Genomic DNA, 14,438 nt, shown 5'->3' with positions numbered 1-14,438 from the left:
CTATTGGGTAATAAAAACCATAGGTTGGATAATTTTTCAATCTTTGATAATTGATTTCCGATTATGAAAAATAAAACTGAGAAGGAGAAAATAATTGAGTAACTAAAAGTACTCAGGCCATAAGTATGCATGAAAATTGATGGTGATATTGATATGTAGCAAAATAGAGAACTGAGTATTAATGAGACAAGTATAGTGCCGCAGATAAACTCTTTGGTCACAAAGGATGCACTGTTTTGACATATTACTTTCTCATTTGCATGAGTTATCTTTGGTGATAATAACATTATTATAATACTGAACAGCATCATAACAAGAAATATAACATTCCAGTTATAATATTCAATAATCAATGCGCCGCCGAGAGGTGCTACTAATGGTATTACTGCGCTTACAGATGATATATCAGAAAGCGCCCGTTTTAGTTTTAATGGAGGGTGATCTTACCCACCAATAGTGGACACAGGACTAAGTGAGTAAACTCTCAACCAGAGGTGACTCATGACAAAACCAGTATCAATCAGCAAGAAGCCCCGTAAACAACATACGCCTGAATTTCGTAACGAAGCCCTGAAACTCGCTGAACGCATCGGTGTGGCCGCCGCAGCCCGTGAACTCAGCCTGTATGAATCTCAGCTTTATGCCTGGCGCAGTAAACAGCAGCAACAAATGAGTTCGTCAGAGCGCGAAAGCGAACTGGCCGCTGAAAATGTCCGCCTTAAACGACAACTGGCGGAGCAGGCTGAGGAACTGTCCATCCTCCAAAAGGCCGCGACATACTTCGCGAAGCGCCTGAAATGAAGTATGTCTTTATCGAAAATCATCGGGCAGAGTTCAGCATCAAAGCGATGTGTCGTGTACTTCGGGTTGCCCGCAGCGGCTGGTATGTCTGGCTCAGGCGTCGTCACCAGATGAGCCTGCGCCAACAGTTTCGGCTCACCTGCGATGCCGCTGTCCATAAGGCATTCTTTGAGGCAAAGCAGCGATACGGTGCTCCCCGCCTTGCTGACGAACTGCCGGAGTTCAATATTAAAACCATTGCCGCCAGCCTGCGTCGTCAGGGGCTGCGGGCGAAAGCCAGCCGGAAGTTCAGCCCGGTCAGCTACCGTGCACATGGCCTGCCCGTATTGGAGAATCTGCTGGAGCAGGACTTCAGCGCCAGTGGCCCGAAACCAGAAGTGGGCGGGTGACATCACGTACTTGCGTACCGATGAGGGCTGGTTGTATCTCGCAGTAGTCATCGACCTGTGGTCACGCGCCGTCATTGGCTGGTCGATGTCACCGCGAATGACAGCACAACTGGCCTGTGATGCACTGCAAATGGCGTTGTGGCGGAGAAGACGCCCGGAAAGCGTCATTGTTCATACGGACCGTGGTGGTCAATACTGTTCAGGGGATTATCAGGCAATGCTGAAGCGACACAACCTGCGTGGCAGTATGAGTGCGAAAGGCTACTGTTATGACAATGCCTGTGTGGAAAGCTTCTTTCATTCGCTGAAGGTGGAATGTATCCACGGGGAACGCTTTAGCAGCCGGGAAATAATGCGGGCAACGGTGTTTAATTATATCGAGTGTGATTACAATCGCTGGCGTCGTCACAGTGCCTGTGGCGGTCTCAGCCCGGAACAATTTGAAAACCATAATCTCGCTTAGGGCCGTGTCCACATTACGTGGGTAGGATCAGTATGGGTCGTCTTGTATTTGTCATACTGCCCAATCTCACCAATCGAAAATGCTCCTTTTGGCAAAGGTTCAAGCAGGTCTCTGGGAATGGAGGTCGCTGGCGTCGGATATAAAAAACCCTCACGGCTTAGCAAGGCTGGCGTCACTATCGGTGTAACAATATCAGGCGTGCCTGCGGAACGGTCCTTACCATGCTGCAGTAACCGGAAATAAACTTTTGGGCGTAAGATGACATTGACAGTTTCGACATCGTCTTTTTCTCCCTTAAAAAATTTATTGACAATCGCTTCGTCAAGACGTCCCGCCGCTATCCCATGCCAGTGAGTGAAATTTTGGGCGTCTTTCCGTTCAAAACAGCCCTTTCCTGACTCAGCATCTGCAAGCGAGTTGCGCCAGTATGAGGCAAACCTTAAAGCATTTTCATCCATTACCAGTCCTGTGACTCAATGAAATCCATTGATTTATCGAATATAAAACCACCGTATGGACAACTATTGTCCATATTAAAAAAGTTGGATGCAATGTTTTGTTTATAATTCGATATCAAATGTACTGGTTGTACGAGGTTCAGAACACAAGCACATTCAACAGTACGTCAGGACTATTGATTTCATAACAGCGAATACAATTTTTTACTGTTTATAATGGCTGCCTGTGTTGGACGGGGATACCAGTTCAACCGAAAACGCCAGAGGAGGGGATTACCCGCTGGCAGGGTAAATCTGTGGTTTTTGATGCCAGCTATAACGTGTTTGACGATAAAGTATTACGAAAGAACTTTAATGAGTTCATGGAGTAATTCGTTAAAGTAATTTACAACGCTATCCTTTTGCAAAGGAAACTTTCAGAAAATAACCCCAGGGTAATCACCTGGGGAAGGAACACAGTGTTATTATTGGATAATAAATTATTACTTGTTTTAAAGTTACACTAATGCAATATCTACTGATACTGGATTCTTGAATGTTTCATCCCTGCTGCGGAAAAGGGCAATATCCAGGGCCAGATATATTCACCGTTCATATTTCTGCATTTCTGTACAATTTCCTCAGAAAGTGTCTTGTCAATTCTTTTCCACAGGTGCTCCTGCTGTCTTAAAATACTTTCGCATATTTCGAAATCATCTTCCTGAATCAGCATTTCGGCGCATTTAATGATTTCTGATCGTTCATGCAGCACGGAGGAATGGTTATAGAGCCAGTTTACAAACAGCAATGCTTCCGGATATTGTCCCCATAATGGTGAGTATGTTGCATAGTAATCTTCTGCCGTATCCAGAGAGCCGGAGAAGTCATGCCACACAGCAAGTGGAAATGGATGCAGATTTCCGCACAGCATTTCTGCGATGTAAGTGTTTGTGGCAAAGCCATGGCGAAAAGCTGTGGCGGCCTTAACATGTTCCCCGTTCAGAAAATGCAGGAGACCGAGTTCATACCAGTAAGGTGAAAATTCATCAGCATGCTCTTTCAGTACACTGAAGGCTCGCTCATGATCGCCGGTGCGTAACAGCTCTGAACCCAACAACCAGCGAGCCCCCTGATTATCTTCAGGATTGTATGCCAGTATTTTATCAGTGAGCATAACCGCATCCTGATGGCGCTGTAAGTGCACATTTGCGAGAATTGCTGCATAAAGCGCGCGCAGATAAGGCCGGTTTTCGGGATGCATCCAGATTATTTCACCACAGAAACTTTCCGGGATGATACGATTACCTGCCGCCAGTCCTTTAAGAGCGGCGTTCAGTGCCTTACGCGGGGCATTCTGTTCCAGAAATGCATATGCCAGATGAGCGTGTATATCAATAAAGTCCGGCTCCCGTTGAGCAAGGCGTCGGAGTTTGTTGATGTAACTCGTCTCGCTGATTTCATCAGCGTCGTATGCATCAAGCACTTCTTCAAACTCCCCCAGCAATGGGCCAAACCAGGTATCCGGAAATACGAAATAACCCTTGTTATCGTGCACTTCAAAGCATAATCTATCGTTCATTTTCTGAGCCTGTAAAACATGTGGTGATATAGTCTGAGAGCATAAAAGTTGAGATTCTGTGTATCAAGTCCTGTCTTGGCACCGAATGAATATTGCTTACGAAGCCCCTTCATGCTTTCCTTGAGAACAATAATTTTATCTTTATGTGAATCTCATTTTTTATAATGATGTCAGATGATTGAAATGCTAAATTATATCTGAATCAACTTTTCCTTTGCTAAAGGTATCGAAATAACTGCAAGGCTGTATTTTGTAATTGCCAATTTAAAAATGTCAATTTGTTTTTAATTATGTTTTTGTAATAAGTTTGAAGACGCAAAAAAATAATATAATAACAAAAATCCTCCAGCCTTGTAGGCCAGAGGATAAAATACTTAATTGAGGAAAACATCAGGGAAAAGTATTTCTGACTTAACTTTCCCGGCTGGAGAGTGAATCAATGTAATCAGCGTACCATTGCATCATTTCACGGCGGCCATCGAGATACAGGGCATGATTATAGGTACCCCTGATGGAATTTTTATCCACATGAGCTAACTGCATTTCAATCAAGGCGGAATTAAAGCCTTGTTCATGCAGAATTGTACTCATGGTGTGTCTGAAACCGTGCCCTGTGAGTCTTCCCTTATATCCAAGTAATTCAATTACTTGGTTAATGCTTTCCTTACTAATTGGTTTGCGGGGATCATTTCTACCGATAAAGACTAGGGGATGATGTTTTGAGATTGGTTCAAGCTGCTTAAATAGCATAATGACCTGCTCAGAGAGCGGCACAATATGAGGTCGCTTCATCTTCATTACTTCTGCCGGGATCTCCCACAATTTTGTCTCAAAATCGATATCTTCCCAGCGTGCAAAACGCAGTTCTTGTGTTCGTACGCCGGTTAACATAATGATCTGAGTAGCTGTCTTAGTGATTATACTTCCGGTATAACCCGCCAGATCGTTGAGGAAGTGGGGAAGTTCATTAGCAGTAAGAAAGGGAAAATGTACTTTTTTCGGTGTAGCTAAAGCACTGGCAAGATCGGGGGCTGGGTTATAGTCTGCCCGGCCAGTAACAATTGCATAGCGGAACACCTCACCACAGCGCTGGCGGACCTTGCGCATTTTCTCCAGAGCTCCACGTTTTTCCATTTTACGCAGTGCTTCCAGTAACTCCATTGGTTTGATTTCGGCAATAGGGCGCTTGCCAATGTAGGGAAAAATGTCTTTTTCAAAGGTATCAATGATTTCATCACGATAGCGTAATGACCACCGATCAGCTTTTAACTGGTGCCATTCGCGAGCAATAGCCTCGAACGTATTTTTCAGACTCATTTGCTGCGCGATTTTTTCTTCCTTTTTTGCCTCCCCTGGATCGCCTCCAGCAGCGAGGAGTTTCCTGGCTTCACTGCGTTTCTCGCGAGCATCGGCTAGCGTTACATCGGGGTATACGCCAATAGAAAGCATCTTTTCTTTACCAGCAAAGCGGTACTTCATGCGCCAGTATTTAGAACCATTAGTGTTAATCAGTAGATACATACCGCCGCCATCAGCAAGCTTATAGGGTTTGTCTTTGGGTTTTGCGGTTTTCACTTTGATATCGGTTAATGCCATGACATCCTCCGGCTTTTGATGAATTCATGTTCCTGAGGGGGATTTCTGCCAGTAACTAACCTGATACCCCCAATACACCCCTTGTATAACAAAGATATTGTTAAAAGCCGTTGTTATGTATCACATTTTTCCTATTATGGGGGTGCTTGTATTTCAATAGGAAATAACACCCCCTAAAGTACCCCCAAAAGAAACTTGATACGGGGTGAAGTAGGTTGACCTCAGGATACAAATAAATACTGATATACAAGGGATTAGAAGAGATTTATTGACATTGGGAGAGTTCAGAAGAGGTAAACTGGCGGAAGATCACAGGAGTCGAACCTGCCCGGGACCGCTGGCGGCCCCAACTGGATTTGAAGTCCAGCCGCCTCACCGGAGACGACGATCTTCCGCGCCTCGATTGCTACATGGAGGCGGGGCGCATTATAGCTACTTCCTTGAGTTTCTACATCCCCCAGATCAGTTTTTTCCGCCTAATAAACGCAGCGTATTATCACGAAAGCATTATAATTTATATAAAACCCATATTTTACAATGATATATGAGCGGAATTAACGCTACCACGATCACATAAAACAAGAATCATAAATTAATAACCAGATATCGGAATATTCGCTCTCACAGGGATGGTTTACAAAATGCGTTATCGGTCTCAGCACCCCTATAGCATCAAGGAAAAGCAGATGAAGAGTGAAGTGTTGTCCGTTAAAGAGAAAATTGGTTATGGCATGGGAGACGCCGCCAGCCACATTATTTTCGATAACGTAATGTTATATATGATGTTCTTTTATACCGATATTTTTGGCATTCCTGCCGGATTTGTCGGAACCATGTTTTTGGTCGCTCGTGCACTGGATGCGATTTCCGATCCTTGCATGGGGTTGTTGGCCGATCGAACGCGCTCTCGCTGGGGTAAATTTCGTCCGTGGGTACTGTTTGGCGCACTGCCATTCGGGATCGTCTGTGTACTGGCCTATAGCACGCCAGATCTCAGTATGAACGGCAAAATGATCTATGCAGCAATTACTTACACCCTAACTTACCTTACTTTATACCGTCGTCAATATCCCTTACTGCGCATTGGGTGGTGTAATCACCAATGACCCGACTCAGCGTATCTCGCTGCAATCCTGGCGTTTTGTGCTGGCGACCGCGGGAGGCATGCTTTCTACTGTTCTGATGATGCCACTGGTTAATTTAATTGGCGGTGATAATAAACCACTCGGTTTCCAGGGCGGTATCGTGGTCCTTTCCGTGGTGGCATTAATGATGCTGGCATTTTGTTTCTTCACCACTAAAGAACGCGTTGAAGCACCACCTACAACAACGTCTATGCGGGAAGATTTACGTGATATCTGGCAAAACGACCAGTGGCGGATTGTCGGTTTACTAACCATTTTCAATATCCTGGCGGTGTGCGTACGCGGTGGGGCGATGATGTATTACGTCACATGGATTTTGGGCACGCCGGAAGTGTTTGTCGCTTTTCTCACCACTTATTGCGTGGGTAACCTGATTGGTTCCGCACTGGCAAAACCTCTGACCGACTGGAAATGTAAAGTCACTATCTTCTGGTGGACGAACGCCCTGCTGGCAGTGATTAGCCTCGCGATGTTCTTTGTTCCCATGCAGGCCAGCATCACTATGTTTGTCTTCATCTTCGTGATTGGTGTGTTGCATCAACTGGTGACACCTATCCAGTGGGTAATGATGTTCGATACCGTCGACTACGGCGAGTGGTGCAATGGTAAACGCCTGACCGGGATCAGTTTTGCTGGCACGCTGTTTGTGCTCAAACTGGGGTTGGCCTTCGGCGGCGCTCTTATCGGCTGGATGCTGGCTTATGGCGGATATGATGCGGCAGAAAAAGCGCAGAACAGCGCCACGATTAGCATCATTATTGCGCTATTCACGATTGTTCCGGCGATCTGTTATTTGCTGAGCGCGATTATCGCTAAACGCTACTACTCACTCACGACGCACAATCTGAAAACCGTTATGGAACAGCTGGCTCAGGGTAAACGCCGTTGCCAGCAACAATTCACCTCTCAAGAAGTGCAGAACTAAGGAACGGCAATGAAAATTAGCGATGGAAACTGGTTGATTCAACCTGGGCTCAATTTGATTCACCCGCTTCAGGTATTCGAGGTTGAACAGCAGGATAATGAAATGGTGGTCTATGCTGCCCCCCGTGATGTGCGTGAACGTACCTGGCAGCTTGATACGCCTTTATTTACGCTGCGCTTTTTCTCCCCACAGGAAGGTATTGTCGGTGTGCGGATTGAGTATTTTCAGGGGGCGCTGAATAACGGTCCTCATTATCCGCTCAATATTTTGCAGGACGTGAAGGTCACAATCGAAAACACAGAACGTTATGCTGAGTTTAAAAGTGGCAACTTAAGCGCGCGTGTCAGCAAAGGTGAGTTCTGGTCACTGGATTTTCTGCGCAACGGCGAACGTATTACCGGTAGTCAGGTGAAAAATAATGGCTACGTGCAGGACACGAATAATCAACGCAATTATATGTTTGAGCGGCTTGATCTTGGCGTTGGCGAAACAGTTTACGGTCTGGGAGAGCGCTTTACTGCCCTGGTGCGCAATGGCCAGACGGTAGAGACCTGGAACCGGGACGGCGGCACAAGTACTGAACAGGCGTATAAAAATATCCCGTTCTACATGACTAACCGTGGTTATGGGGTACTGGTCAATCATCCCCAGTGTGTCTCTTTTGAAGTGGGATCGGAGAAAGTCTCCAAAGTGCAGTTCAGCGTTGAGAGTGAATATCTCGAATACTTTGTTATCGACGGCCCGACGCCGAAAGCGGTACTTGATCGTTATACCCGCTTTACTGGTCGTCCGGCGCTGCCGCCCCCGTGGTCCTTCGGCCTGTGGCTAACCACTTCATTTACCACCAACTACGACGAAGCGACGGTAAACAGCTTTATCGATGGTATGGCGGAACGCAATCTGCCGCTGCATGTTTTCCACTTTGACTGTTTCTGGATGAAAGCCTTCCAGTGGTGCGATTTTGAGTGGGACCCGCTGACTTTCCCTGACCCGGAAGGGATGATCCGCCGCCTGAAAGCGAAAGGGCTGAAAATCTGCGTCTGGATTAACCCCTATATCGGTCAAAAATCCCCCGTCTTTAAAGAGTTACAAGAGAAAGGCTATTTACTCAAACGCCCGGACGGTTCGCTATGGCAGTGGGATAAATGGCAGCCAGGTCTGGCGATTTATGACTTTACCAATCCGGATGCCTGCAAATGGTACGCCGACAAACTGAAAGGTCTGGTCGCGATGGGCGTTGATTGCTTTAAGACCGACTTTGGCGAACGTATCCCAACTGATGTTCAGTGGTTTGACGGTTCCGATCCGCAGAAAATGCATAACCATTATGCGTACATCTACAACGAACTGGTGTGGAACGTGCTCAAGGACACCGTTGGTGAGGAAGAAGCTGTCTTGTTTGCCCGCTCGGCCTCCGTCGGTGCGCAGAAATTCCCGGTACACTGGGGTGGCGATTGTTACGCTAACTACGAATCAATGGCGGAAAGCCTGCGCGGTGGTTTGTCTATTGGCCTTTCAGGTTTTGGCTTCTGGAGCCACGATATCGGCGGCTTTGAAAATACCGCTCCGGCGCACGTTTACAAACGCTGGTGCGCGTTTGGTTTGCTCTCCAGCCATAGCCGTTTACACGGTAGCAAATCTTATCGTGTGCCGTGGGCCTACGATGATGAGTCCTGTGATGTGGTGCGCTTCTTCACGCAACTGAAATGCCGCATGATGCCGTATCTGTATCGTGAAGCTGCGCGTGCGAACGCGCGGGGTACGCCGATGATGCGGGCCATGATGATGGAGTTCCCGGACGATCCGGCTTGTGATTACCTTGACCGTCAATACATGTTAGGCGACAACGTGATGGTTGCGCCGGTGTTCACTGAAGCGGGCGATGTGCAGTTCTACCTGCCGGAAGGTCGCTGGACACACCTGTGGCACAACGATGAACTCGACGGTAGTCGCTGGCATAAACAGCAGCACGGCTTCCTGAGTCTGCCCGTTTATGTGCGTGATAACACTCTACTGGCGCTGGGCAACAACGATCAACGTCCCGATTACGTGTGGCACGAAGGCACGGCATTCCACCTCTTTAATCTGCAAGACGGGCATGAAGCCGTCTGTGAAGTGCCTGCTGCTGACGGATCGGTGATCTTTACTTTAAAAGCAGCACGTACTGGCAACACGATTACTGTGACTGGTGCGGGCGAGGCGAAGAACTGGACGCTGTGCTTGCGCAATGTTGTGAAAGTAAATGGTCTGCAAGGCGGTTCGCAGGCTGAAAGTGAGCAGGGGCTGGTGGTGACGCCTCAAGGGAATGCGCTGACAATTACGTTGTAATCTATTGACGGAATGCCGGGTACGTCTGAGTCGTACCCGGCGAGATTGATGTTTACCGCACCGGCTCCGTCGATGTAACTTCACCGCTGGAAACGACGCCCGCATTCATGGTTTGAGTCACTTGCTGCTTTGCGGCGTTCACGGCATGCAATTGCCCGCTAACCGTAGGTTTCAGCGGGGCATTGGCCTGAATATCTCCACTGGCGGTAAGCTGAATATTGCCGTCGCCAGTCAACTGTAATTCAGGCCATCCCCATTGTTGCAAAATATTCACCGGCACACCGCGTCCATTCAGGCTGATATGGGTCTGACGTTGTGGCGTTTGTGAAACACTTGCGGTGGCTTCCAGAATGCCTTTTTCAGTAAATGCACTCAGTTCGCTGATATTCACCGTGCTGCTGTTGGCGGTCAGCGCCAGCGACGGGCGACGAACATCAACACGATTGAATGTCGCGGCGGCGGCATTCAGATTCGCCGAGCCACTCCAGACGCCCCATTTATGATCGGTAACCAGCGTCAGGTTGGCACCGTAACCATCGAGCGCGGTGAGCTGCCACGGGAAGTCAGGGTCGATATCAATGATCAGATTGCGGCTGGCGCTAAATCTCTTCAGTTGCAGGCTGTTTAACCAACCGGGTGTCGTTTCCATCCACAACTGTTGCCAGTTTTTCGGCAAGGTATATTCCAGCCCGGCAATTGCCGCATCATCAAGGATCAACGTTTTACCGTCACGCAGCCAGTTCCCTGACGTTCTGACCATACCCCCTTCCCAGCGGCTGGTGAACTGGCGCAGCGCTACGCCCTGCGGGGAAAATTCCGCGTTTATAATCGGGTCAAATAAATGCAGCGAACCATAAATGAACTCGCTGGCGTTCATCGACAGTTTGCCTTCCTGTGTCTGCCAGTCATCTTTACTGAAGGTCATGTTGCGCAAGCTGAGATCGAGGTCGGTCACCGCCCAGTCCGGACCTTGCAGACGAGCATCGATGACTTCCAAGCGACCAATCTGCAACGACGGGACAGAGCGTAATGGCGCAAAGAAGTCGGTTAGCGATTTTTCGCTTTGTAGACGGATATCCGCCATGCGCAGATTTTCCACTTGCCAGCTGCCGTCGGCGTTACGCTGCGCGTTTCCGGTTAATGTCCCGCGGGCGATGTCGGCACCCAGGTTAGTCAGCGTAACGCGATCGTTATCAATACTGCCTTCAATCAGTACATTGGTGGCAGGAACATCATTGAGCGAAAGCGATCCGGCACTAAACTGAATCTGCGCCTTCGTACCCAGCACTTTACCGGCTTCTGGTGACCACGGAACCACGCCGCCATTTACCCGCTGCGCGCTCAGTTTCCATTCGCTATTCGGGCTATTAAACGCCATATCACGCAGTTGCAGACGATCGGCTTTGAACGGTAGCGGCGCGGTCTGGTCGGTGAGATTCAGCGTCCCGTTTTCCAGCAGGATGGTATCGACATGGCGTGGTTCGGTCAGTTGGCGACTGCTTAGCGCAATGTCGACACTTTTTGCCACCAGGGGCGCGGGCTGACCATCACGACCAAACGTGACATTCTCCAGCACGATATGAGATGGCGCGGAAAAACGGTGATCCATCGCCCCGAAGGCCAGATGATAGTCGCTATTCTCGGAAACCCATGCGCTGATATGTTCTGCTCCCCAGCGGGTTTGCAGAAGAAAATAGAGGCCAGCGATCACCACTAACAGAGCGATGAGAATGTAGAGAAGCAGCTTCCCAATAAATTTCATGGTCTTCCATCCCGTGAAATGCACATAAGGGAGTTATGCACGATTTACGCGCAATCCTCAAGGCGGGAATGGTGAAAGAGGTGAGACTGCGGCGGTAATTATCTTACCGCCGCCAGTGAATTACTGTTTTTCTGGTGGGAAAATCAGATTCAGCACGATGGCAGTAATACCGCCCGCGGCGATCCCGGAGGAGAGCAGGTTTTTCAGCCATTCAGGGGCAAACTGCAAAATCAGCGGCTGCTGAGACACGCCCAGACCAACCGCCAGCGACAACGCGATAATCAGAATCGCCCGACGGTTCAGCGGCTCACGAGAAACGATACGCACACCGGAGGCGGCGATGGTGCCAAACATTACAAGCGTTGCGCCGCCCAGAACCGGTTCTGGAATGTGTTGTACAAAATCGCTCACTGCCGGGAACAGACCCAGCACGATCAACATCAGCGCGACGACAAAACCGACATAGCGGCTGGCAACACCAGTCAACTGGATCACTCCGTTGTTTTGCCCGAAGCAGGAGTTCGGGAAGGTGTTAAACACCGCCGAAACAAACGAGTTCAGGCCGTTTGCCAGCACGCCGCCTTTCAGGCGTTTCATGTACAGCGGACCGGACACTGGCTGTTCGGAAACGTCAGAGGTCGCCGTGATATCGCCAATGGTTTCCAGCGAAGTGATCATAAAGACCAGCATCAGCGGCAGCAGCAGACTCCATTCAATGCCAAGACCGTAATAGAGCGGCGTTGGCACCATAATCAGTTCTTGCGTCATCGGTTCGTTGCTTTCTGGCAACATGCCCATAAACCACGCCAGCGCATATCCGGCCGCCATCGCAATTACCAGTGAGGCCACGCGTAAGTAAGGGTTACGTTGACGGTTAAGCAGGATAATTAAGGCTAAAACCACGCCTGCCAGCAGCAGATTTTTCGGTGCGCCGAAGGTGTTATCGCTCATGGCTGCGTAACCGCCGCCAATGGAGGTCAGCCCCACCTGAATTAGCGACAGGCCGATAATCATCACCACAACGCCAGAAACCAGCGGCGTAATAATGCGGCGCGCCAGATGCAGAACGCGGGAGATCACCATCTCGGTGCAACTTGCCAGCATCAACGTGCCGAACAAAGCCGCCATCATGGTAGGAACATCAGCACCACCGGTTTTCAGCGCGGTACCGCCCATAATCAGCGGGGCAACAAAGTTGAAGCTGGTGCCCTGAATAGACAACAGCCCGGAGCCAACCGGACCCCAGGCCTTAATTTGAATAATCGATGCCACACCGGAGGCAAACAGCGACATACTAATAATGTGTTGCGTGTCTTGTGCCGGTAAACCCAGCGCCTGGCAGATTAATAGCGCTGGCGTGATCACCGCAACGAACATCGCCAGCAGATGCTGACAGGCGGCAAACAGGGTTTGAGGAAGCGGCGGACGATCTTCAAGACGGTAAATCAGTTCGCTGTTTTGAGTCTGCGCAACCGGTTGCGCATTTTCTGACTCGAGGGTGGAAACAGACATTGAAAACAATCCCGTGGTAGCAAAGCGGGCATTTTAGCTGACCGAAAGAGAAAAGCAAACGTTTGCCACATCCTCATCTAAATATTTAAATGAGATAAATGCACTTTTTTATATAACTTTTGGTATTTTTCTGCTTAAAATCCATGCCATTTGTTCATTAACAGCTGAGAATTTGACCCAGGAAAGCATAACTCGATACCCGTCATAGTTCATGAAGTTGCCACTGCGCGATGAAGTATGACGAGTATGAAAGAGTGATGCGGATACAAAGGAGTAACTATGTTTCATCTCGATACTTTAGCAACGCTTGTTGCCGCAACGCTGACGTTGCTGCTCGGGCGTAAGTTGGTCCATTCCGTCTCCTTTTTGAAGAAATACACCATACCGGAACCTGTTGCGGGTGGTTTGTTGGTGGCGCTGGCGCTACTAGTACTGAAAAAAAGCATGGGCTGGGAAGTCAACTTTGATATGTCCCTGCGCGATCCGTTAATGCTGGCTTTCTTCGCCACCATTGGCCTGAACGCCAACATTGCCAGTTTGCGTGCCGGTGGGCGTGTGGTTGGCATCTTCTTGATTGTGGTTGTTGGTCTGTTGGTGATGCAAAATGCCATTGGCATTGGTATGGCTAGCCTGTTAGGGCTTGATCCGCTGATGGGGCTGTTGGCCGGTTCTATTACGCTTTCCGGCGGTCACGGTACGGGCGCTGCGTGGAGTAAATTGTTCATTGAACGTTATGGCTTCACCAATGCGACGGAAGTGGCTATGGCCTGTGCAACGTTCGGTCTGGTGCTGGGCGGCTTGATTGGCGGTCCGGTGGCGCGCTATCTGGTGAAACACTCCACCACGCCGAACGGTATTCCGGATGACCAGGAAGTCCCGACGGCGTTTGAAAAGCCGGATGTGGGACGCATGATCACCTCGTTGGTGCTGATTGAAACTATCGCGCTGATTGCTATCTGCCTGACGGTGGGGAAAATTGTTGCGCAACTTTTGGCTGGCACTGCTTTTGAACTGCCGACCTTCGTCTGTGTACTGTTTGTTGGCGTGATTCTGAGCAACGGTCTGTCAATAATGGGCTTTTACCGCGTCTTTGAGCGTGCGGTATCCGTGCTGGGTAACGTAAGCTTGTCGTTGTTCCTGGCGATGGCGTTGATGGGGCTGAAACTGTGGGAGCTGGCTTCGCTGGCACTGCCGATGCTGGCGATTCTGGTGGTACAGACCATCTTCATGGCGTTGTATGCCATCTTCGTTACCTGGCGCATGATGGGCAAAAACTACGATGCGGCAGTGCTGGCTGCGGGTCACTGTGGTTTTGGCCTCGGTGCAACGCCAACGGCAATCGCCAACATGCAGGCGATCACTGAACGCTTTGGCCCGTCGCACATGGCGTTTTTGGTGGTGCCGATGGTCGGTGCGTTCTTTATCGATATCGTCAATGCGCTGGTGATTAAGCTGTATTTAATGTTGCCGATTTTTGCCGGTTAACCGATGAAGCGGCGGT

5 protein-coding genes, 1 tRNA gene and 6 pseudogenes are annotated in these 14,438 nt (G+C 49.1%); 5 read left to right on the top strand and 7 right to left on the bottom strand.

What is annotated here, in order from left to right:
• Nucleotides 1-416, bottom strand: a pseudogene (locus tag ACUU1I_RS08375) (MFS transporter); the annotation flags it as partial.
• Between the two features lie 85 nt (nt 417-501).
• Between ACUU1I_RS08375 and ACUU1I_RS08370 the strand changes: the two are divergent.
• Nucleotides 502-1,653: pseudogene (locus ACUU1I_RS08370) on the top strand (IS3-like element ISEc16 family transposase).
• A gap of 29 nt (nt 1,654-1,682) precedes the next feature.
• Here the strand turns inward: ACUU1I_RS08370 and ACUU1I_RS08365 are convergent.
• Nucleotides 1,683-2,111, bottom strand: a pseudogene (locus ACUU1I_RS08365) (DNA helicase); the annotation flags it as partial.
• A gap of 200 nt (nt 2,112-2,311) precedes the next feature.
• On the opposite strand from ACUU1I_RS08365, the pseudogene ACUU1I_RS08360 reads away from it, so the two are divergent.
• Nucleotides 2,312-2,482: pseudogene (locus ACUU1I_RS08360) on the top strand (phosphoethanolamine transferase); the annotation flags it as partial.
• Between the two features lie 143 nt (nt 2,483-2,625).
• On the opposite strand, the gene ACUU1I_RS08355 reads toward ACUU1I_RS08360, so the two are convergent.
• From ACUU1I_RS08355 to ACUU1I_RS08345, 3 genes and pseudogenes are all read right to left on the bottom strand, one after another.
• On the bottom strand, nt 2,626-3,669 hold the full coding sequence (locus ACUU1I_RS08355) for a tetratricopeptide repeat protein (protein ID WP_000999839.1): 1,044 nt from the start codon (nt 3,667-3,669) through the stop codon (nt 2,626-2,628).
• Between the two features lie 411 nt (nt 3,670-4,080).
• Nucleotides 4,081-5,293 (bottom strand): annotated as a pseudogene (locus ACUU1I_RS08350) (tyrosine-type recombinase/integrase).
• Nucleotides 5,294-5,564: 271 nt separating this feature from the next.
• Nucleotides 5,565-5,659, bottom strand: a tRNA-Sec gene (locus ACUU1I_RS08345).
• Nucleotides 5,660-5,951: 292 nt separating this feature from the next.
• On the opposite strand from ACUU1I_RS08345, the pseudogene ACUU1I_RS08340 reads away from it, so the two are divergent.
• Both ACUU1I_RS08340 and yicI read left to right on the top strand, forming a co-directional pair.
• Nucleotides 5,952-7,335, top strand: a pseudogene (locus tag ACUU1I_RS08340) (glycoside-pentoside-hexuronide family transporter).
• A 9-nt stretch (nt 7,336-7,344) separates the two neighbouring features.
• The gene (gene yicI / locus ACUU1I_RS08335; protein ID WP_000702924.1) at nt 7,345-9,663 is read left to right on the top strand and encodes an alpha-xylosidase; all 2,319 of its coding nucleotides are present in this window, start codon (nt 7,345-7,347) and stop codon (nt 9,661-9,663) included.
• 52 nt (nt 9,664-9,715) lie between these two features.
• Here the strand turns inward: yicI and ACUU1I_RS08330 are convergent, their stop codons facing one another.
• Both ACUU1I_RS08330 and xanP read right to left on the bottom strand, forming a co-directional pair.
• Complete coding sequence (locus tag ACUU1I_RS08330; RefSeq protein ID WP_005071839.1) at nt 9,716-11,425, bottom strand: AsmA family protein; 1,710 nt, start codon at nt 11,423-11,425, stop codon at nt 9,716-9,718.
• Nucleotides 11,426-11,545: 120 nt separating this feature from the next.
• The gene (gene xanP, locus ACUU1I_RS08325; RefSeq protein WP_005071841.1) at nt 11,546-12,937 is read right to left on the bottom strand and encodes a xanthine/proton symporter XanP; all 1,392 of its coding nucleotides are present in this window, start codon (nt 12,935-12,937) and stop codon (nt 11,546-11,548) included.
• 279 nt (nt 12,938-13,216) lie between these two features.
• Between xanP and gltS the strand changes: the two genes are divergently transcribed.
• Nucleotides 13,217-14,422 (top strand): sodium/glutamate symporter, encoded by a 1,206-nt coding sequence (gltS, locus tag ACUU1I_RS08320; protein WP_000468833.1) that lies wholly within the window; start codon nt 13,217-13,219, stop codon nt 14,420-14,422.
• Nucleotides 14,423-14,438 lie beyond the last annotated feature (16 nt).

This window comes from Shigella sp. SIG3, assembly GCF_053555855.1.
The sequence above is the reverse complement of the archived record's forward strand: the minus strand, read 5'-3'. Positions and strand labels throughout refer to the sequence as shown.